Raw genomic sequence first — 18,690 nt, 5'->3', positions numbered from 1 at the left:
GGCGGATAATCAAACCACAGCCCATACACGTTGCAAAAGCTGTCTTCGTGGAAAAAGACTACGGGCTGCCTGTGTTCGACTGGAAGAGTTGTGAGTCGAACTATTGCGCGATGGTTGCTAAGTGCCCTTGCGGCAAGCCCGGTGACCAACTGTGGGTGCGGGAGACATGGGGCGTCAATGAAGCCCTTAACCCGAGCCGACGTGTAATCTACGGAGCAGACTTCGAACCTCGTCCGGTGGCGCACGTTCTTCGAGGACGGCGACTATGCGCTCTATCGCGACCTGCTTGCTGCGAATTGCAGGGAAGCCGGCGTCGAGGTGTGGGCGTGGTGCCTGATGCCAAACCACGTGCATCTCATCCTGGTGCCGTCCGACCCCGACGGTCTGCGCCGCGCGCTGGCCCGTGTGCATCGAAGCTATGCCGGAGCCGTCCAGGCGAGACGCAAGCGCACCGGCCATTTCTGGCAGGGCCGGTTCGGCGCCGTCGCCATGGACGAGCGTCATCTTGCGGCAGCGCTGCGCTACGTGTCGCTCAACCCGGTGCGGGCGCGGCTGGTGCGGCGGGCGCAGGATTGGCGGTGGGCGAGCACGCGCGCCCATTTGCGCGGGCGGGACGACGGCCTCACCGCGCTGACGCCGATCCGCGATCGCTTTCCCGACTTTGGCGATTTGCTGGCAACCGAGCTGGAGGCGGATCTGTTCGGCGCGCTGCGCTCAGCGGAGAGCATCGGCCGCCCGCTCGGCGACGACCGCTTTCTGGCTCGTATTGAGCGTCAGACCGGGCGCGTCCTCAAGCCAGCCAAGCGCGGGCCCAAGCCATCCGCGGCAGAGGATGGATGAACTCAGCTATTTAAGTGCACTGTCACCGTAATCGGTGTTCGCAGGATCGGGCGTCCATTGCACAAACGCTCGGTTGCTGGGGTACGCCCCATGCGCGTCCCAAGTCGTGCGGATGGGCAATATCGGGCGCGTTGTTGAAAGATATCTCCGCACCGGACTCGTAAGTTGGTTCCACTGGCGGCGATACGACAGGTGCCGCTCGAGTCATGGAGGACAGTCGAACGCGGCTCCCTCGATGCAACAGAAAAGGTGATCGGCAACATCGGACGCGACCACAACAGGAGACACCCATGCCAAACTGTTCAGAAGATCTTCGCAGTCGAAGCGGGCGCTGTGCCGTGTGCGACGGCAAGTTTGGTCTGGTGCGTTACTACTCCTGGCGAAAGCCCCTTTGCTCGAAAAAGTGCGTCGAACGCTTCACGGCGCGCCGGCAGGGCGACTACGACTGGGTGGGCCGGTTCCCGATCGCTTTCGATAGGCTTCCAGAGAACCGCGCGAGGGCGTCATGACGATGCCGATGTCACGACGAGGACAGGAATATCTGGAGACGGCGCAGAGCCTGCTCCGCGCAGCCCGAACCACGACGGACGTCGCGGTCGCGGCCCGGCTCGAGATGCTTGCCAATGACTTTCAGCGGCGCGCCGAGAAGGCTTCGAGCGCCGATGCGGCCAGGGCATCGACGCGTGCGGCCGCCAGCACGGGACACGAATGGTACCCTTGATGCCGGGGGGTGCGCGGCGGATGTCGCCGCCCAACCGCGCCATCTCTGTTTCCTCTCTTGCCAGCCTTGGAGCCGATATGGGCGAGGTTGTTCGACTGGTCACAAAGGCCGAGCGCGAGCGAGCGCTTCTGATCCGCGAAGCGCGCGCCATCTACGATGCCATCTTTCCGCCGGATGATCCCGGCGACGAGCAGCCGGTCAAGCCGCGGGTCGACCATGCGGGCGGCAACGCAAACCCCAACCGCTCGAGGGAGTTCTCGTGACATGATCAGGATCATTGCCGTGCTCTGCAGTCTCTCATCTCCAACGGAATGCCACGAGCAGATCGTCACGACCTCGGACTTCGCCGATGTGACGATGCAGTCCTGCCTGATAGGGGCGCCACAGCTCGCCGAATGGATGGCGCAGCATCCGGCCGAACGCCTCGCGGCGTGGCGCTGCACGATCGGCAAGCAGGATGCCCGCAGGGGAGCGTAGGGGGCGAGGTATCAGGGATTACGGTGACAGTGCTGGACTGCACCCCTCAAGTGAGACACGATAATTGCGGTGACAGGCTCATTCTGAGGATGACCTGTGCAGCAAAATGCGACAAGGGGCAGGGGGCGTGTGCGTGAGCGAGACAGCCGTGGACGCCTCGCGACGATGCGAAGGAATGTCCACTTCTGAACGATGCCACTTGGGCGAAGTTGAAGAGCGACGCGCGAAAGCTACGTCGAGGTGGGCTACGTCAACTCGGGCTAAATCACTTGGCGTAGCCCTGAGAGCGGAGCCACGCGATCTTGCGGTCTCCGTTGATCCAGTCGTCGGCATCCGCCTTGCTGGTAAAGCCGGTAATCTGGCGCTGTTCGTGGTCTGGGTAGTCCGCCAGGATTTTCCAGTCGTTGTCTGAAATGCGGACGGTCTTGAAGGTCACTTTTGTTTTAGCCATGCCGCATTATGCCGGAGATGGCCCGAAAAGAGAACCCTCATTGCGGCTTGGCCTGTGGGTTAGTCGCGCCTCTCGCGTGATGGTACCGGGCTGTTCGGATTGAACCTTTGCCGGGCGGACGGCCCGTTCCCTGCGATTGAGCCCGCGCCAGCTTTGCACCAGCTTCGCACCAGAAACTACCTCCTCCTTTTCCCTTTCTGGTCAGCTTATGAATCGTCAATTGCGCCGGGCCGCGGCCAAACAATCCGAAAAGGTCGCGCCGCAAAATCTGGCGGCCGTGAAACAGAGCCTGGAGGCAGCGAAACAGGGCCAATTGTTGTTTGATCTCGGCCGGTATGCCGAAGCCCTGGAGTGCTTCAACGCATTCGACAGGCTCAACCCAAATGTCGCGGCTCTGTATCAAACGCGCGGCCTCTGCTTGCAGCGGTTGGGCCGGTTCGAGGACGCGCAGGCCGACTTCGAACGGTCCATTGTGCTCAACCCCGGCGAGGCGGAGACGCACAAGAACCTCGGCACGCTTCATTCGAGACTTGGCCGGATGGAGCAGGCATTCGCGAGCATCGATCGCGCGCTCGCACTTCGTCCGAATTTTCCCGCAGCGCTCAACGAGAAGGCACGGGCGTTGTGGAGCCTGCAATCGTTGGACGAGGCTTTCGCGACCTTTCACAAATCGCTGGCGCTGGCCCCTGATAATGCAGACACGATCTGGAACCTCGCGCTGCTTCAAATGCTGACGGGTGATTTCGAGCGGGGCTGGTCGGGCCGCGAGGCCCGATGGAAGGCGTCGTCTCTCGGCCTTGCCGATCGCGGCTTTTCGCAAGCCCTCTGGCTTGGTGACCAGCTGATCGAAGGCAAAACCATCTTGCTTCATGCCGACGAGGCCTTGGGCGATTCGATTCAGTTCGCGCGTTACGTGCCCTTGGTGGCCGCGCTCGGGGCGCAAGTCATCCTGGAGGTCAAGCCTCCGGTCCAGCGGCTCCTGGCGGAGGTGCCCGGCGTCGCAAATTGTGTCAGTCGATCGGCTGCGACGTCGCCGGCCTTCGACCTGCACTGTCCTCTCGGAAGCCTGCCGCTGGCGTTCGGGACGCGGCTCGATACGATCCCGTTCGCGGACGCGTACATTCCCGCGCCCCCGGCGGCGCGCGTGAAGGCATGGGAAGACCGGCTTGGCCCCCGCGACCGCTTCCGCGTCGGTCTCGTCTGGTCGGGGGATCCAGGCCACAAGAACGATCACAATCGATCGCTGGCCCTGCGCTCGCTGGCGCCTCTGCTGGATTGCGATGTCCAGTTCGTCTCCTTGCAAAAAGGCGTCCGGGATCAAGACCGCGCCTTCCTCGGCGAACGAGCGGACATCATCGACCCGACGGAACAGCTGACGGATTTCAGCGAAACAGCCGCGCTGATTGGCTGTCTCGATCTGGTGATAGGGGTCGACACCAGCGTCGTTCATCTTGCCGGCGCGCTGGGCGCTCCGGTCTGGACGATGTTGCCCTTCAACCCGGATTGGCGCTGGCTGCTCAACCGCAACGACAGCCCGTGGTATCAGTCCATGCGGTTGTTCAGGCAGCCGAAGAGGGGCGACTGGGCCAGCGTCGTGGACTGCGTTCGCCTCGAACTCGAGGGCCTGGTGTCCGCGTGGCGGTCGGGAGCACGGCAACACCGGAGCAAGGCCCCGGCGACCAAACCACAGGATGCGGTCGTCTCGAATTGCCTCGGCATTTGGCTGCGGCAACGCAATCGCATGGAAGAGGCTGTGCTCCATTTCCAGCGGGCGCTACAGTTGCATCCGCAATATCTGGAGGCAGCGAACAGCTGCGGCAGACTGCTGTTTAATCTCGGCCGCTATGCAGAAGCCCTCGAATGCCTGGACGTCGCCGGGAAACTGGATCCAAGCTCCACAGCCTTGTATCAAATGCGCGGCGATTGCCTGCAAGAGGCGAACCGGCTTGAGGAAGCGGAGGCCGACTACGAGAAGTCCATTGCGCTGGACCCTGGCCTGGCGGACGCGCACAACAAACTTGGCATACTGCATGCGCGACTTGGCCGAATGGAGCAGGCAGTTGCGCGCTTCGATCGGGCGCTTGAACTTCGACCGGATTTTTCCGCAGCGCTTTCCAATAAAGCATTGGTATTGTTGAATCTGCAATTGCTGGATGAAGCTTTCGCGACCTTTCGCAGATCGCTGACGGTCGACCCGGGCAACGCGCCGGCGATCTACAATCTGGCGACACTTCAGTTGCTGACCGGAGACTTCGAGCGAGGCTGGCTTGGGCGCGAAGCGCGCTGGAAACTTCCTGTCGGTTTGCTCGATCGCGGTTTTTCCCAATCCCTTTGGCTTGGTGACCAGCCGATCGAAGGCAAGACCATATTGCTTCATGCTGACGAGGGATTAGGCGACTCAATTCAGTTTGCGCGCTATGTCCCCATGGTGGCGGGACTCGGGGCGCGAGTCATCCTGGAGGTCCAGCCTCCGATCCGGCAGTTGCTGGCCGGAGTACCCGGCGTCGCAAATTGCGTCAGTCGACCGTCTGCGACGTCGCTGGCGTTCGACCTGCACTGTCCTCTTGGAACCCTGCCTTCAGCGTTCAGGACACGGCTCGATACGATCCCGAGCGCGGAACCGTATCTGCCCGCGCCTCCGGTCGCGCGCGTGAAGGCATGGGAGGACCGGCTTGGCGCCCGCAATCGCTTCCGCGTCGGTCTTGTCTGGTCGGGCAATGCAGCTCACAGGAATGATCGCGATCGATCGATGGCCCTGCACACGCTTGCTCCCGTCCTGGATTGCGATGTCCAGTTCGTCAGCTTGCAAAAGGACGTCCGGGATCAGGACCGCGCCTTCCTCGGCGAACGCGTGGACATCGTCGACCTGACGGAACAGCTGACGGATTTCAGCGAGACAGCCGCGCTGATTGGCTGTCTCGATCTGGTGATAGGGGTCGACACCAGCGTCGTTCATCTTGCCGGCGCGCTGGGCGCTCCGGTCTGGACGCTATTGCCCTTCAACCCGGATTGGCGCTGGCTGCGCAACCGCGACGACAGCCCGTGGTATCGGTCCATGAGGCTGTTCAGGCAACCAAAGAGAGACGACTGGGCCGGCGTCGTGGAGTGCGTTCGCCTCGAACTCGAGGGCCTGGTGTCCGCGTGGCGGCCCGGGCAGTCGCTGCCTGGGGAAGTGCATTCAACGCCAGCAAAGAGCGTGGCGAGTGTACCGTCACTGTAGCCCCGGAAAGGCGAAAACCCCGCCTGGGGGAAGCGGGGCTTTCTGATGGGGGTGAAGTTTGGGGACTTCAACAATTAGACGCGCTGGCCGACGGAAGGTTCAAAAGAAAACCCCGCACTTCGAGCGGGGCGTCTCGAAGGATCGGCCGCACGGAAGCCGCTGCTAGTTCCCTTGCTCGCCTCGCTCATTTTGGCGCTGAATCCATAATTGGTCGGGACCGCCCGGGTTCCCGTCTAGCCCTAGCGGCTTGCCTCATTGTTCTCTTTTTGTTCTAATTCAGTCTCGTCATTACGGGGGCTGAACATGCCGGACCTGGACTTCATCAGGCGGGAGATCGAACACATGCGCATCCAGCTCGGGCGCCAGCGCAAGGAGATCCTCCAGCTCCAGCGCGCGGGCGTCGGCACGGCCTCGGCGGAGGCGTTGCTCGGCCGGATGCTGGTCAAGATCGATGGCCTCTGCGAGCAGCGCGACGCGCTGAAGAAGAGCGCGGCGCATCACAACACGGGCAGGGTGCTTGGAGGGAGGAAATGGTGATGCCCCGCTGGTTCGATGATGAGCGCGAGCTGTCTCCGTTCCTGAAAGCCCTCGAGGACGTTCGACGCAAAGCCACGCGGGAAGGATGGTGCTATGCGCATGTGCAGGCGATCATCGTCGCGATCGATCAATATGCGGAAGCTGCGACGGGCAATCGGGAGTATTTCCTGAACAAGCCCTATTCAATTGGCGGCTCGCGCAAGAGCGCGGACGCGCCTTAGCGAGTTCAGTGTACCGTTCAGGAGATGCCACGCGGCGCGACAGGATGGATTGCGACCCGGCTATTTCTCTTCCGCCGCCGTCGCTGTCGCCGGGCCTTCGCCCATGATCAGCAGCACGGCGTCCTCGTCCTTGGCGCCGTCCCAATGCACCTGCTTGCCATAATGGGTCACGAAGCTGCCGGCCGGCATCGGCACGGTGCCGTGGTCGGGATCGAATTTCGGGCCTGAGCCGACCCACCAGGTGCCCTGGAGCACCACGATGTAGCGGTCGTTCGGATGGAAGTGCGGGCGGCTGAAATGATTGCCCTTGGTCCACTTGTTGTAGACCATGTAGAAGCCGGGCTTGTCGGGATCGCCGACCACGACGGCAACTTGCGCGCCGCGCGCGTCGACCGGGCCCCAGGGGATCTGGTCCGGCAATTTATAGACGACGGCGGCAGGATTGAGCTCGGCGGCGGAGCCGATGCTCAGCGTGGCGGCGAAGATGAGCGGCAACAGCAGAAAGCGCCAGGCGCGGCTTGTCGTCATGGTGGCCTCCCCTTGATTGGCGCCGGTTGAATTGGCGCCTTGTGGTTGCAGGGGATGCTAGCCGGTCTTGTCGCCAAGGCAAGTGAAGGCAAGGCGCGGGCCGCGCATGCGAGGCCGGCAAGATCGCCGTCAGTAGCTACGCTGCAATCCGCTGCTCGACCTGGGCCGTCAGGACCTTGAGCGCCTGGGCATGTTGCAGGTCGGGAACCGCGATGGCCGTGTGGCTGTAGATCGCGTGGGTCCGTGATGTTGCGATCTTGTCGAGGATCGCGCTGCCCTTGATGACGTGGAGGCCCATGCCCTCTTGGGACGGGAAGATCGCCAGCACCACGTCATAAGCCGCGATCACGGCTCTGAGCGCCTCGGCCTTGTCTTCGGCGACACCGACAAACACGCGAACATCGGCCGCGAGTTCACGCAGCTCATCAAAATCCAGCACTGTGGGGTACTCCAACGCAACGATACTGATGAGGAGAGTGGAGGCGTTGGGTTACTGAAGTCTCAACAACGCATGCAGAGCCCACAGGTTTTACGATGAGGTGACTAGTCAGGCGCGTTGGCGCCGCCTACGTCACCACGCGCCAACGCATCGGAAGTACCCCGTCCCGCCTGAAACTGCCGACGAACCCGAAGCGATCGGCTTGCGGATTGGGCCCGGCCTCGATCGTCGTGCCGAGGATCTGCACGACGTCGGTCTCATCATAAGCCGGCCAGGGCGGCAGGCCGGGCCCGTTGGGATCTCCGCGCGTCGCGAAATTGACCCAGTAGCTCATCATCGCCTGCGACAGCGCGCGGTCGGCCTCAGCCGGCTGCGTCGTGCACCCGATCACGCCTTGCGGTGTCAGCGTGCCGAAGACGAACGGGATTTCGGAAACGTGCGAGGCGATCGGCGTGTAGGGCGACGTATAATTGAAGTGGTAGCCGTAGACGGGCGCGCGGCTTGCGCGATGCAGCCGCAGCCACTGCCAGCACTGCTCGCCGACCACGATGTCGCCGGTGAGTGCTGCGGCTGACGCCTTGGCTTGCGCGTCGGTGTCGGCGGGGTAGAGCTTGAGAAAATCCGCCAGGCGCTCTCTGCCGAACATCGCCTCGGCTGCGGCACGAAAGGCTTGCGCCGATTGCGCGGGGAGGGACAGCGACATGAAGGGGAATTCCTCCGCGCTGTTCCAGCCGGCCAGCAAGGGGATGTGCATCTGTTCGTCGCGCAGGAAGCGCCGCGCGGGCACGTCCGGGATCACATGATGATCGATGCTCGGTGAGAACGACGCTGTGACGTGGTCGAGCCTAAAGCTCCAGGGCGCCGCTGCGCTCAACTGTTCAGCCGGCATGCCGCGCAAGGCTGCGATCGATGCATTGCCTTGCCGACGCGCGAAAGCGACGCCGCGCGCGCGAGCTTCGTCAATACTTTGGAGTGGCCCGTGCCGGCCATCCCAGAATGCGCCGCTCTCGCCGATGGCTTTGTGAAACAGGCCATGCGCGAGCGGCGAGGCCATCAGAATGCCGACGGCCATGGCGCCGGCGGATTCACCGAACAGGGTGACGTTCTCAGGGTCACCGCCGAAGCTGGCGATATTGGCCTTCACCCAACTCAGCGCCGCGAGTTGATCCCTGAGCCCATAATTGCCCGACGGCGCTTCCGCATCGAGATCGGGATGGGCGAGAAAGCCGAAGATGCCGAGGCGATAGTTGAAACTGACGACGACGACCCCCTTTGCCGCCAACAGACTGCCGTCGGTGGCGGTATTGGCGGAAGAGCCGAACTGAAAACCGCCGCCGTGAATCCACACCATCACGGGCCGCTTCTCGTCCGCCTCTTGCGCGGCGGTCCAGACATTGAGGTAAAGGCAATCCTCAGCGCGCGGGCCCGGCCGATGATCGTTCGCGAGCGACGACAGACACCCCGCGCCGAAGGTCGACGCATCGCGCACGCCGGTCCACGGCGTCGGCGGTTGCGGTGCGCGCCAGCGCAGCGGCCCGACCGGTGGTGCAGCGTAGGGGATGCCCTTGAACGCCAGGACGCCGCTGGCGTCTCGTTGCTGGCCACGCACATGGCCGGCTTGCGTGCGAACCTGCCGGCCCAATTCAGCGGCTTTCGAAGTCATCGAGCCATGCACGGTCGCATCTCCTTGATCTTGGCGACCCGAGATCTATCGACTTTCGCGCTGGATTAATTTACGTATTATTCCAATCGATCGCTAAAAACAGTCAATGATGAGACAGCCACTCCGTTACCCCCTCAGTTACCCCTGGCTCGACCTGGACGTGGATGACCGCTCCGCGCCGGTCATTGCCGTGCGCGTTGATGCAGACGGCAGCAAAGGGGAGGTGCCTGACCACAGCCATCGCAAGGGCCAGCTGGTGGTCTCGCTGGGCGGCGGCGTCACCTGCCGCGTCGCGCGCGGTCTGTGGATGGTGCCGCCGCATTGCGCGGTGTGGATTCCCAGCGGCATGGCGCACAGCAATCGCGCCACCGCGAATGCACGGCTGTTCTTCGTCTACATCGAGGCGGAGCTGGTCGATCTGCCGGATCGGTGCTGCACCATTTCGATCTCGCCATTGCTGCGCGAATTGATCGTCGAATTATCTGATGGCATGCAGCATGACGATGCGAGGCGGGAGCGCCTGATCGGCCTTGTTCTCGGCGAGTTGCCGCGTATGCCCCTCCAGCAGCTGCATCTGCCGCTCTCGACCGAGCCGCGTGTGAAGCGGATCGCTTCGGCCTTGGCGGACAATCCCGCGGACCGTCGCACGCTGGCGGAGTGGGCCAAGCACGTTGCGCTCAGCGAGAGCAGTCTTGCGCGTCTCGTGGTCAAGGAGACGGGGCTGACGTTCGGACGCTGGCGTCAGCAACTGCATTTGATCGTCGCCATCCGGGAGCTGGCCGCGGGCGCGAGCGTGCAGAGCGTCTCGGCCGATCTCGGCTATGAATCGGTGACGGCCTTCATCACCATGTTCAAGAAGTCGCTTGGAATGCCACCGGCGAAATATCTCAGCCGGGTCGCACAAGCGACCTGGTCACACCCCGGCGCGGACGAGTCCAAGTCCTAGCAGAACTCTTTAGGGATACTATCGAATTCGATTTGTCGTCGAAGCTTGCGACGCCGCGGACGCCATTTCCCGAGGGAAAGATTACGGAACTCAGGTCAAACTGCGGCTTGCGTTTTCGGCTTCCATAGGTTCTAAGCCCGGTTGCTTCATGACCGTCGGCATGAACAGAAGCGCGCTGCGTGGTTTTACCGCTTCCTAGGCAGAGTTACATCGTAGCTCGCGCGCACCAAATTCAGAGGATTTTTGACATGGCGAAGATGACCAAGACCCAGTTGATCGATGCGATCGCAGAGGGCACGCAGCTTGCGAAGAACGACGTGAAGTCGGTCATCGAGTACATGGCAACCGTCGGCTACAAGGAGCTCAACGAGTCCGGCGAGTTCGTCATTCCCGGCTTCGCGAAGATGTCGGTCGTGAACAAGCCTGCGACCGAAGCCCGCATGGGCGTGAATCCATTCACGAAAGAGCCGATGCAGTTCGCCGCCAAGCCCGCGAGCAAGTCGGTCAAGGCGTCGCCGCTCAAGGTTGCCAAGGACTCGGTCTGATCCGGGTCGCCGCTCACAAGAAAAACCCCGCGCTTGCGCACGGGGCTCTCTAGCTGACGGCAATGGGATTTCAGCGCCTGGCCGCCAGCCGCGCTTCTAACTTAAGGTTGAAAACCCAAAAAGCAACAGCGCCGCGGTGACGGATGATATTCGTCAGGCGGCGCTGTCGTATGAGTTGCCGCCGAAATCGCCAGTCGCCCTGGGTTCCCGCGGCGCCGAAAGGTTCAGGGCGGGAGCGGTGGAAAATCTCCTGGGCGGGCTGGACTTTTTGTTCTCATTTTGTTCTAATGAGTCACCTTGGAGGTGACTCATGACCATCGAGAAACAGCGCGAAGTGATCCGGCTCTGGAATCAACTCAGGAAGGTCGAGGGACCGGCCGCGGAAGAACTCCGCATCCAGATCCTCGAATGCTTTGCCGAGAAGGGCAACGCGAAGCGCGCGGCTTGAGGCGCATCATCGTCGAGCATCGGGGACACGCGGCAATATCTGCGTGTCCGGTCTCGCATGCTGCGAGATCAGCATCGTGTTTGCAGTGGTCTTCTCATTCGCGCCGTTGGCAAAGAGATCACGCGCGCCTTCATCCATCATTAGGACTCGCGTCGCGCTGATTTTCTCGACTCCGATTCGTTCTTTGAGAACGAAATGGAGTCGGATGCAGAACAGGTCGTGGCTGCCGGGATCTCGGCGCAGGGCTTGCGTCAAAACGAGTCAACGCGATGTTTCGCACAGTCCTGTGCTCGTCTCTCGAGGAGAGAATGATCGAATGCTCGAGCGCGCGAGGTGCGCCAATTGTTAGGAATTGCTCCGCGCCGATTTCGTCGATTCCGATTCGTTCTTTGAGAACGAAATGGCGGCGAAGCCTGAACAAAGGTGGTCAGCAAGCCGCGAGACCTTCTCACTGCCATCTCGACGCTCTCCGCCGCCAGCGCTATCGTCGCTCTCGACTGGCGGGCGCTTCATGAAGAATGGGCTCTACTCCATCCACATCCACATGCTCGACGGCGTGAAGGGCCGCGACAGTGGCGTTTTGATTTTGCGCGACGGCGTGCTGCTCGGGGGAGGGCCGTATTTCTGGTCGCGCGGCTCCTACACATTCGGCAACGGCACCTGGAAAGGGGAGCTTGCCACCAACCAGCACTCGCCGTTCGCCGACCCGCTGGTTCGGCCGCTGTTTGCGGGCGCGGAGGCCACCAGCGGTTTTTCCGGAACGTTCAGGGAGGACGGCGCAGAGGTGTTCGGCACCGTGCTGGTCGCGGGCCATCGCAGCCTCGGCTTTCGCGCGACGTTGAAGTGGCTTGCCGAGATCTGATGCTTGCGCAAACTCCAAACGAAAGCTTGCGGGGATCGCGATAACCCTATTCGGTTAGGTTAAAAGCCCAATCGCGTTGCGCTTGCGCACCGTTGGGATAGGTGTCTGGCAAAGACAATCAAGAAAACCGATCTTGCCAATGACCCCGTTTTTAGAACCGTCGTTTTATCAGGGCGACCGCCAGACCTACCGTCGCGTCGCCGTCGTCGGAACGCTGTTCTGTCTCGCCTTCGTGGTCATCAGCGTCTCGCTGCGCCCGCAGGACAATGACACGCGCGTCGCGGTCAAGGCCGACCGCCTAGTGCGCACCGCGGGCCAGGCGCCGCATACGAACTAAAGCTCGTCGCTGGAAAGTTGCTCGTCCGCACCCATGTGCTGGCACGATGGGCCACGCGTTGCGATCGCGACGAAGCCGGCATAGCCGGACAGATTGAGCAGGATGTCGAGCCACACCGGCATGTCGAGCCTCTTGATATCCGAAGGCGAAATCAACACGCGGGCACCGCGCCCGTTCCTCATCCGGGAAAAAGCGCCCAACTAAAGCGGCGAGGAGGGGTCGAGCCGCCGGCCCAGCGTCGCAACGGACTCCGTGGACGGCGATACCTTCAGGAACTCGGCAATGGCGCGGGCGAGTTCACCGTCGCTCATCGGCGTCGGCGGAGGACGCAGGGCGCCGACACCAAAATTGCGGACGATTTCGTCGTAATGCTGTTCGCTGCTCCCGGGAACGAGCCGGCGAATGCGGGCGAGCAAAGCGGATATTGGCAATCTCTCCTCCTCGATCTCCGCCCCGTTGGCAGCCGTTTGCGTCGGCTGCCATTTCCTCGCGTGAAACTGAAAACCCCGCCAGCACCGCGGAGGATGCTGACGGGGTCTCCGTGCTGTTACCTCTACCGGATAGCGGAGGCTCTGCACTTGCAGATTCAATTCAGGGAACGCGAGTTCGTTCCCGCGGTATCGCTATTTTTTTGGCGCTGGAGTTCCGCGACTGCGCGCAACCAACGCAGACCCTCCACGTTGTCTCCCCAGATGCGAAGGAGAGATCATGAAGAAGACACTCGCAGTTCTTGCGACCGTTGCGGCGGTCGGTGTGACCGCGCTGGCGGCCCCTGCGCCCGCTGAGGCGCGCGGCATCGGCCCCGGTCTTGCGTTCGGCCTCGCCGCCGGTGCGATCACCGCGGGCGCAGTCGCTGCGTCCCATCCCTATGGTCCCGGCTACGGCTATTATGGCGGCCCGGCCTACGCCTACGGTCCTGGCCCGTACGCCTATTACGGCGGCGGCCCGGGCTACTACCGTCACCGCTATTACCGCCATCATTGGTAACCGCTGGTCCTAGACCGGCAAGCGAAAAGCCCGGAGCGATGCTCCGGGCTTTTTTCGTGCGCCATGATCTAACGAGATGCGCTACGGCCAGAGCGAGGGCCGTTCCACCTTGCGGGCGTTCTCGAGCGTCGACACGAAATACTCGTCACGCTCACGCTTGAATTTTTCCTGCGTCGCGCGGAAGGCGGCAACACGTGCGGCGATTTCATCTCGTTCGCGTGCCTTGCGGTCTTCGTCTTCGGTCATATCAATCCCCTCTGAAATATGTACACAGCTGAACTCAAGCACCGCCGCCGCAATTACGTTGAGTCGCATCAACACATGCATTGGCGCTTCTGATTGGGGCGTCAATGGGGAGGAGGCATTGCAGGATTGTGATAAGCGAAGGTCGGAAAAAATTACCGACCGCGTTTCGCTTCGCAGTATTTTGGCGGTGGATAAGAGCGTCAACAATCTTGTCGCTTGCCTATGTTGCAGCTAGCCCGAAAACAAATCAGGAGGCGGCGAATGATTGCATCGGATCTTCGCAGCGGCGTTGAACGGCTCGGCGACATGATCGCCGAAGCGAAGACGATCGTGCCGTTCACCGGCGCCGGCATCTCGACCGAATGCGGCATCCCGGACTTCCGCTCACCCGGCGGCCTCTGGACCCGCAACCGTCCGATCCAGTTCGACGAATTCGTCGCGAGCCAGGAGGCGCGGGACGAGTCATGGCGCCGGCGCTTTGCGATGGAAGAAACCTTCGCGGCGGCAAAGCCCGGCCGCGGCCATCGCGCGCTCGCAGCACTCCACCGCGCCGGCAAGGTTCCCGCGGTCATCACTCAGAACATCGATAATCTGCACCAGGCTTCGGGCTTCGCGGCCGATCGCGTGATTGAACTTCACGGCAATACCACTTATGCGCGCTGCATCGGATGTGGGCAGGCCTATCCGCTCGACTGGGTGAAGCGCCGCTTCGACGAAGATGACGCCGCGCCGAACTGCACCGCATGCGGTGAGCCCGTGAAAACCGCAACGATCTCATTCGGTCAGGCGATGCCGGAGCATGAAATGCAGCGCGCGACCGAGCTGTCGCAAGCCTGCAACCTCTTCATCGCCATAGGTTCCTCGCTCGTGGTGTGGCCTGCGGCGGGCTTTCCGATGATGGCGAAGAACGCCGGTGCACGTTTGGTGATCATCAATCGCGAGCCGACAGAGCAGGACGACATCGCCGACCTCGTCATTCGCCACGACATCGGCGAAGCGCTCGGGCCCTTTGTCGGTAATTGAGGCATCAATTTGATTCGCGCCTGTGCAAGCTGTTCATAGGTTCCCGCGAATCTCTTTTTTATCTATGCCTCGCAACCGGGAGTGTTATCTTTTGATTCGAAAGATTCGTGTCGCGTCAGTTGAGAAGATTCTCTGAAGGTTCTCGAAAGACGCGTGATTCGGCTCCGCCATTGAGGCGGGTTGCATGGCAGGTGTGGGGTCCGGGGTTATGGGGTCGTCGGACGGATTTGAGTCCAAGAAGCTGGGAGTTCCCGTGGGCGAGCACGGTGGCGCCGGTCACGACAGCGCGCTCAGTCCCTTCACCGGACTAGGTGAGGCGAGCGCCAACCTCGTCGAGGTTCACGGCGTCATCAAATGGTTCGACGCCTCAAAGGGCTACGGCTTCATCGTTCCCGACAATGGCTGGCCCGATGTGCTCCTGCACGTAACCGTGCTTCGACGCGACGGCTTCCAGACTGCCTATGAAGGCGCCCGCATCGTCGTCGAGTGCATCCAGCGCGCCAAGGGCTATCAGGCCTTCCGCGTCGTCTCGATGGACGAGTCGACCGCGATCCACCCCGCGCAGATGCTGCCGCCGCGCACCCATGTCACGGTCACCGCGACCAGCGGGCTCGAGCGGGCCCAGGTCAAGTGGTTCAACCGGCTGCGCGGCTTCGGCTTCCTGACCTGCGGCGAGGGCACCCCCGATATCTTCGTGCACATGGAGACGCTGCGCCGCTTCGGCATGACCGAATTGCGGCCCGGCCAATATGTGCTGGTCCGCTTCGGGCCTGGCTCCAAGGGCATGATGGCGGCCGAGATCCACCCCGAGACCGGATCGCCGGGACCTCAGTCGCACTAAGGCTGAATACTCCCGCAATCGTGAGCAAAGGCGTGCGGTCAGGGCCGTGCGCCTTTTCTGGCTTTTCCAGCCATCGGCGCGTATGGATTGGCGCAGTCCCACGCCTTAGCGCTGTCCCGAGTGCCATCCCATGAAGCTTGATCGAAACACTGTCTGGTCCCTTGCCAGGGGCTGGCTTGCCGCCATCCTCGTCGTGGCCGGCTTCGCCATCGCAAGCCAACCCGTCCGCGCCGCCAGCTTCCAGCCGCTCGAGATCGTCACCAAGAACGGTGTGCAAGTGTTCTCGGTGGAGATCGCGACGACGGACGAGGAGAAGCAGACCGGCCTGATGTACCGCAAGCAATTGGCGGACGGCAAAGGCATGCTGTTCGACTTCAATCCCGAGCAGGAAGTCTCGATGTGGATGAAGAACACCTACATCTCGCTCGACATGATCTTCATTCGCGCCGACGGCCGCATCCTGCGCATCGCCGAAAACACCGAGACCCTGTCGACCAAGATCATCTCGTCCCAGGGCCTTGCCCGGGCCGTCCTGGAGGTGCCAGCGGGAACAGCGCAGAAATACGGTATCCGTCCAGGCGACCGCGTCGGCCACCCCCTGTTCGGCAGCAAATAGGTCCGATTGGCGGCGCCGTGGCCGTCTTACCGGCGGCTTGAGATGCTTGCCGCGCTTAAGGTGCTTGCTGGCGGCTTTCGAAGCTTGATGGCGCTTTGGGAAGAGTGTATCGACGGGGCTCACCGGACATTCGGGGTATAGCGCAGCCTGGTAGCGCGGCAGTTTTGGGTACTGCAGGTCGTTGGTTCGAATCCAGCTGCCCCGACCAGTCCCGGGCTTGGACCTTCTTCATTTCCCTAGAGATTTCGACACGCGGATTTCCTTCCGCCGCTGGCGTTGGTTCAGGCCGGCAGAGCACTGCCGCAACATGGTGTCCGCCACACAACCTCCGCGTCAGCTTCGCGTGCATTATCTCTGCGCGTGCAATGGGGAATGTCAGGACATGTTGAAAGCTCTCTGTGGTGCGGCGATTCTCGCCCTGTCTGCGACGACGGCATTTGCGGCTGATGTTGCGCTGCAGGCGCCTCCAGTGGCTCCGCTCACCTTCAACTGGACCGGTTGCTATATCGGAGCTCATCTCGGCGGCGGCGCGAGCGACGATCGCACGATCAACATCGCTGGGGGTACGGTCGATTTCGGTTCGGCCGGCTTTATCGGCGGCGGACAGGCTGGCTGCGACCATCAATTCGCATCCAACTGGGTCGTCGGCGCCGAAGGCCGAGCCGCATGGTCCAGCCTTTCGAGCCAACATGGCAGCAGTGTCAGATTTCCCGCGCTCGGCAACCTTGTCGTGCCGTCGCAGTTCGGCCTCAAGAACGATTTTCTGGCCTCGGTGACCGCGCGGTTCGGCTACGCCTATGGCTCAGGCTGGCTGTTCTATGCGCGAGGTGGCGTCGCTTGGACTCACGAAAAGATCGATGACGCATATATCAGTCCGGCCGCTGGTTTAGCTATCGATCCAAGCGCGTCCGTCATGCGGACCGGCTGGACATTGGGTGGCGGCGTGGAATGGGCGTTTGCGCCATGCTGGTCGGCCAATGTCGAATACAATTACCACGACTTCGGCACGAAGGGCCCGATACAGCTGATCAGCCCGATCGAAGGCATCACCGTGGCCCACCTCAAGGACACGATCCATGCCGCGACGGTCGGTGTGAACTATCCCTACTGAGGTGATCGGGAGCAGCCGGAATGTCACTGCCAGCCGGCCAGCTCCGGCCTCAGGACAGCACCCAATTCCCTAAGCGCCAAGCGGTGATCGCCAAGTACTGAGTAAAGTTACTGAGCGGGTGGGGCGGCGGCCTGAAGGCCGGCCGTCCCGACCGATCCGCTCCTGACTGCCCGCACTGATATTTCGTCGCGGTGCCGACGCCTGATTTCGGCGCGGTTCGCGTTGAAGGGGAAGAGCAGGCGCCCAAACGGCGCCGCGCCCAGCTTCCTTCAGGCGAGGTTTTCATGTCGATCAGTGCGATTGCTTCATCCTCCGCGGCGGTGATGGCGACCCCGTCGACCGCTTCGTCGTCGTCCGCGGCGACGTCGTCTTCCTCGGCAACATCATCGACGTCGTCGACACCCGCAACCTCCTCCACGTCAGCCACCTCGTCCTCGCAATCGGCGGGTGGAAGCTCGGGCTCGGGAGGCGGCGGCAGCTCGTCCAAGACGGTCGTCAGCGAGGTCTCGACCACTGTCAACGGGATGACGACGACGACGATCACCTATTCCGACGGGACGACCGAGGTCGAGACATCCCCGGCCAGCTCGCAGGCCGGCCAAGGCAGCCAGTCGGGGCAGACCTACAATTCGCAAGGCGCGCTCAGCAGCAGCGCCAACAGCACGGCCGCGGCCAGCAGTGGCGTCTGAGCGGCGATCCATCACCGGTTGCCGATGGCACGGTCAAATGCGCCCCTGAAGCCTCAGCGATTGTTCTTCGCAAGACACGATCTCTGCGCGATTTTTGCTGGAAATAAAACAGGTTAACCGGCGCAGAATTACCAAAGCTTCATCGAACCTTTGGGCGTCGCCATAGACATATGAGTGTTGGGGATTTCAGCGCCCAATGCCTAACGGACGCCGCCAAGCGATGATATTCCGCTTGCGCGGCGTTGCGCTTTCTTGAGGGCTGCTCAGTTCGAGGCGCACCAGCCCGCCGGGAACGGGATCAGCGGCCAGACCGGATAATTGTCGTTGGCGGCCGTCGACGACTTATCGGCAGGGGGCTTGGCAATCGGCGTCGGGGGTGGCGAAACCATCGCCAGGTGCAAATATCCACATTGCAAATTCATGATCATCCACCTGCGCAGTCAATCATTTCAAAATCAGTCTGAGTTCGAAATCACCAAACGCGCACTTTGCAAACGGCGCGCTCATTCTCAAATCGTGCACGCATCTTAGGAAAAATAGGCAGGCGTTTCAACCGGCAAGGCGGCCTGCGTTCGACAAGTAAGGTTGATCGGTTAGGTTAAGCGCGAGCTGTCGTTGCGGCCGCCCTGGTGGCTGTTATCAAAGCGGTTCCGGCGCGCGACGATGGGCAATTTACAGGATCACACGAGATCACATTCGTCGCGGCGTTTCGTTTCGCGCGAGGTGTCCGTCATGGCTTTCGATCTTGCGTCCAAAACTCTCCGTCCGCGATCGAGCTGGACCGAGATCTGGCATCTCTGGACCGTGATCGTACCGCGCCGATCAATCAACGGGCAGCTCGTCTACGGCAAAGTCTGGCGTCGCCACGACGGCCGCGACTGGATCTACAAGAAATTCACCGAGTTCGACAGCGAAGCGGCGGCCTGAGGCGGCTTCGCTGCC

At 62.1% G+C, this 18,690-nt stretch carries 29 protein-coding genes and 1 tRNA gene; 20 read left to right on the top strand and 10 right to left on the bottom strand.

The genetic code is table 11. The features are described from left to right. Positions 1-282 precede the first annotated feature (282 nt). The 4 genes from ACPPVR_RS23480 (at position 283) to ACPPVR_RS23465 (ending at position 2,038) form a co-directional block, all read left to right on the top strand. Complete coding sequence (locus tag ACPPVR_RS23480) at positions 283-840, top strand: transposase (protein WP_426616167.1); 558 nt, start codon at positions 283-285, stop codon at positions 838-840. 505 nt (positions 841-1,345) lie between these two features. Then, positions 1,346-1,561: a hypothetical protein gene (locus ACPPVR_RS23475; protein ID WP_426608951.1), complete on the top strand. Its 216-nt coding sequence runs from the start codon at positions 1,346-1,348 to the stop codon at positions 1,559-1,561. Positions 1,562-1,638: 77 nt separating this feature from the next. Further along, positions 1,639-1,824: a hypothetical protein gene (locus tag ACPPVR_RS23470; RefSeq protein WP_426608950.1), complete on the top strand. Its 186-nt coding sequence runs from the start codon at positions 1,639-1,641 to the stop codon at positions 1,822-1,824. A gap of 1 nt (position 1,825) precedes the next feature. Next, positions 1,826-2,038 (top strand): hypothetical protein, encoded by a 213-nt coding sequence (locus ACPPVR_RS23465; protein ID WP_426608949.1) that lies wholly within the window; start codon positions 1,826-1,828, stop codon positions 2,036-2,038. A 265-nt stretch (positions 2,039-2,303) separates the two neighbouring features. On the opposite strand, the gene ACPPVR_RS23460 is transcribed toward ACPPVR_RS23465, so the two are convergent. Further along, positions 2,304-2,489, bottom strand: a complete 186-nt coding sequence (locus ACPPVR_RS23460; protein WP_045007218.1) for a hypothetical protein — start codon at positions 2,487-2,489, stop codon at positions 2,304-2,306. Between the two features lie 220 nt (positions 2,490-2,709). Here ACPPVR_RS23460 and ACPPVR_RS23455 point away from each other — a divergent pair, with 220 nt between their 5' ends. The 3 genes from ACPPVR_RS23455 to ACPPVR_RS23445 all read left to right on the top strand — a co-directional run bounded on the left by ACPPVR_RS23455 (position 2,710) and on the right by ACPPVR_RS23445 (position 6,467). Beyond that, a complete protein-coding gene (locus ACPPVR_RS23455; RefSeq protein WP_426608948.1) occupies positions 2,710-5,709 on the top strand; it encodes a tetratricopeptide repeat protein in 3,000 nt (999 codons plus the stop codon). 303 nt (positions 5,710-6,012) lie between these two features. Beyond that, complete coding sequence (locus ACPPVR_RS23450) at positions 6,013-6,246, top strand: hypothetical protein (RefSeq protein ID WP_426608947.1); 234 nt, start codon at positions 6,013-6,015, stop codon at positions 6,244-6,246. Further along, positions 6,246-6,467, top strand: coding sequence for a hypothetical protein (locus tag ACPPVR_RS23445; RefSeq protein ID WP_426608946.1), 222 nt, complete (start codon positions 6,246-6,248; stop codon positions 6,465-6,467). Before ACPPVR_RS23450 ends, ACPPVR_RS23445 begins: the two co-directional genes overlap by 1 nt. A gap of 60 nt (positions 6,468-6,527) precedes the next feature. Here ACPPVR_RS23445 and ACPPVR_RS23440 read toward each other — a convergent pair whose 3' ends face one another. The 3 genes from ACPPVR_RS23440 to ACPPVR_RS23430 all read right to left on the bottom strand — a co-directional run bounded on the left by ACPPVR_RS23440 (position 6,528) and on the right by ACPPVR_RS23430 (position 9,097). Then, positions 6,528-6,995: a cupin domain-containing protein gene (locus tag ACPPVR_RS23440; protein WP_426608945.1), complete on the bottom strand. Its 468-nt coding sequence runs from the start codon at positions 6,993-6,995 to the stop codon at positions 6,528-6,530. Positions 6,996-7,131: 136 nt separating this feature from the next. Further along, on the bottom strand, positions 7,132-7,434 hold the full coding sequence (locus tag ACPPVR_RS23435; protein ID WP_426608944.1) for a hypothetical protein: 303 nt from the start codon (positions 7,432-7,434) through the stop codon (positions 7,132-7,134). Positions 7,435-7,561: 127 nt separating this feature from the next. Next, positions 7,562-9,097 (bottom strand): carboxylesterase/lipase family protein, encoded by a 1,536-nt coding sequence (locus ACPPVR_RS23430; RefSeq protein WP_426608943.1) that lies wholly within the window; start codon positions 9,095-9,097, stop codon positions 7,562-7,564. 109 nt (positions 9,098-9,206) lie between these two features. Between ACPPVR_RS23430 and ACPPVR_RS23425 the strand changes: the two genes are divergently transcribed. The 3 genes from ACPPVR_RS23425 (at position 9,207) to ACPPVR_RS23415 (ending at position 11,036) form a co-directional block, all read left to right on the top strand. Beyond that, complete coding sequence (locus ACPPVR_RS23425; protein ID WP_426608942.1) at positions 9,207-10,043, top strand: AraC family transcriptional regulator; 837 nt, start codon at positions 9,207-9,209, stop codon at positions 10,041-10,043. Between the two features lie 248 nt (positions 10,044-10,291). Further along, positions 10,292-10,588 (top strand): HU family DNA-binding protein, encoded by a 297-nt coding sequence (locus tag ACPPVR_RS23420; RefSeq protein ID WP_426608941.1) that lies wholly within the window; start codon positions 10,292-10,294, stop codon positions 10,586-10,588. Positions 10,589-10,898: 310 nt separating this feature from the next. After that, on the top strand, positions 10,899-11,036 hold the full coding sequence (locus ACPPVR_RS23415; protein ID WP_426608940.1) for a hypothetical protein: 138 nt from the start codon (positions 10,899-10,901) through the stop codon (positions 11,034-11,036). A gap of 6 nt (positions 11,037-11,042) precedes the next feature. Here ACPPVR_RS23415 and ACPPVR_RS23410 read toward each other — a convergent pair whose 3' ends face one another. After that, positions 11,043-11,291, bottom strand: a complete 249-nt coding sequence (locus ACPPVR_RS23410; RefSeq protein ID WP_426608939.1) for a hypothetical protein — start codon at positions 11,289-11,291, stop codon at positions 11,043-11,045. 256 nt (positions 11,292-11,547) lie between these two features. On the opposite strand from ACPPVR_RS23410, the gene ACPPVR_RS23405 reads away from it, so the two are divergent. Together ACPPVR_RS23405 and ACPPVR_RS23400 are read left to right on the top strand one after the other, a co-directional pair. Continuing rightward, a complete protein-coding gene (locus ACPPVR_RS23405; RefSeq protein WP_426608938.1) occupies positions 11,548-11,898 on the top strand; it encodes a GrlR family regulatory protein in 351 nt (116 codons plus the stop codon). 139 nt (positions 11,899-12,037) lie between these two features. Next, complete coding sequence (locus tag ACPPVR_RS23400; protein ID WP_426608937.1) at positions 12,038-12,235, top strand: hypothetical protein; 198 nt, start codon at positions 12,038-12,040, stop codon at positions 12,233-12,235. Here ACPPVR_RS23400 and ACPPVR_RS23395 read toward each other — a convergent pair. Then, positions 12,232-12,357, bottom strand: a complete 126-nt coding sequence (locus ACPPVR_RS23395) for a hypothetical protein (RefSeq protein ID WP_426608936.1) — start codon at positions 12,355-12,357, stop codon at positions 12,232-12,234. The genes ACPPVR_RS23400 and ACPPVR_RS23395 overlap by 4 nt on opposite strands. Before the next feature lie 78 nt (positions 12,358-12,435). Next, positions 12,436-12,666: a hypothetical protein gene (locus tag ACPPVR_RS23390; RefSeq protein WP_426608935.1), complete on the bottom strand. Its 231-nt coding sequence runs from the start codon at positions 12,664-12,666 to the stop codon at positions 12,436-12,438. A gap of 277 nt (positions 12,667-12,943) precedes the next feature. On the opposite strand from ACPPVR_RS23390, the gene ACPPVR_RS23385 reads away from it, so the two are divergent. After that, a complete protein-coding gene (locus tag ACPPVR_RS23385; RefSeq protein WP_426608934.1) occupies positions 12,944-13,222 on the top strand; it encodes a hypothetical protein in 279 nt (92 codons plus the stop codon). An 81-nt stretch (positions 13,223-13,303) separates the two neighbouring features. Here ACPPVR_RS23385 and ACPPVR_RS23380 read toward each other — a convergent pair whose 3' ends face one another. Next, on the bottom strand, positions 13,304-13,549 hold the full coding sequence (locus ACPPVR_RS23380) for a hypothetical protein (protein WP_426608933.1): 246 nt from the start codon (positions 13,547-13,549) through the stop codon (positions 13,304-13,306). Positions 13,550-13,729: 180 nt separating this feature from the next. Here ACPPVR_RS23380 and ACPPVR_RS23375 point away from each other — a divergent pair, with 180 nt between their 5' ends. The 5 genes from ACPPVR_RS23375 to ACPPVR_RS23355 all read left to right on the top strand — a co-directional run bounded on the left by ACPPVR_RS23375 (position 13,730) and on the right by ACPPVR_RS23355 (position 17,059). Further along, positions 13,730-14,491, top strand: coding sequence for an SIR2 family NAD-dependent protein deacylase (locus ACPPVR_RS23375; RefSeq protein WP_426608932.1), 762 nt, complete (start codon positions 13,730-13,732; stop codon positions 14,489-14,491). A gap of 208 nt (positions 14,492-14,699) precedes the next feature. Then, complete coding sequence (locus tag ACPPVR_RS23370) at positions 14,700-15,332, top strand: cold-shock protein (protein ID WP_426616166.1); 633 nt, start codon at positions 14,700-14,702, stop codon at positions 15,330-15,332. Between the two features lie 130 nt (positions 15,333-15,462). Continuing rightward, a complete protein-coding gene (locus ACPPVR_RS23365) occupies positions 15,463-15,948 on the top strand; it encodes a DUF192 domain-containing protein (protein WP_426608931.1) in 486 nt (161 codons plus the stop codon). A gap of 131 nt (positions 15,949-16,079) precedes the next feature. Next, positions 16,080-16,156: transfer RNA gene (locus tag ACPPVR_RS23360), tRNA-Pro, on the top strand. A gap of 174 nt (positions 16,157-16,330) precedes the next feature. Next, entirely contained in the window at positions 16,331-17,059 is a 729-nt protein-coding gene (locus tag ACPPVR_RS23355; protein ID WP_426608930.1) for an outer membrane protein, read from the top strand. A gap of 49 nt (positions 17,060-17,108) precedes the next feature. Here the strand turns inward: ACPPVR_RS23355 and ACPPVR_RS23350 are convergent, their stop codons facing one another. Continuing rightward, positions 17,109-17,603, bottom strand: a complete 495-nt coding sequence (locus tag ACPPVR_RS23350; RefSeq protein WP_426608929.1) for a hypothetical protein — start codon at positions 17,601-17,603, stop codon at positions 17,109-17,111. On the opposite strand from ACPPVR_RS23350, the gene ACPPVR_RS23345 reads away from it, so the two are divergent. Continuing rightward, positions 17,584-17,748, top strand: coding sequence for a hypothetical protein (locus ACPPVR_RS23345; protein WP_426608928.1), 165 nt, complete (start codon positions 17,584-17,586; stop codon positions 17,746-17,748). The two genes, ACPPVR_RS23350 and ACPPVR_RS23345, sit on opposite strands and share 20 nt — an antisense overlap. Positions 17,749-18,011: 263 nt before the next feature. Here ACPPVR_RS23345 and ACPPVR_RS23340 read toward each other — a convergent pair whose 3' ends face one another. Next, positions 18,012-18,137, bottom strand: coding sequence for a hypothetical protein (locus ACPPVR_RS23340; protein ID WP_426608927.1), 126 nt, complete (start codon positions 18,135-18,137; stop codon positions 18,012-18,014). Positions 18,138-18,480: 343 nt separating this feature from the next. Here ACPPVR_RS23340 and ACPPVR_RS23335 point away from each other — a divergent pair, with 343 nt between their 5' ends. Then, positions 18,481-18,675, top strand: a complete 195-nt coding sequence (locus ACPPVR_RS23335; protein WP_426608926.1) for a hypothetical protein — start codon at positions 18,481-18,483, stop codon at positions 18,673-18,675. Positions 18,676-18,690 lie beyond the last annotated feature (15 nt).

The organism is Bradyrhizobium sp. McL0616 (genome assembly GCF_049993385.1).
Classification (GTDB): domain Bacteria; phylum Pseudomonadota; class Alphaproteobacteria; order Rhizobiales; family Xanthobacteraceae; genus Bradyrhizobium.
This window is presented reverse-complemented; position numbering and strand designations above follow the sequence as displayed.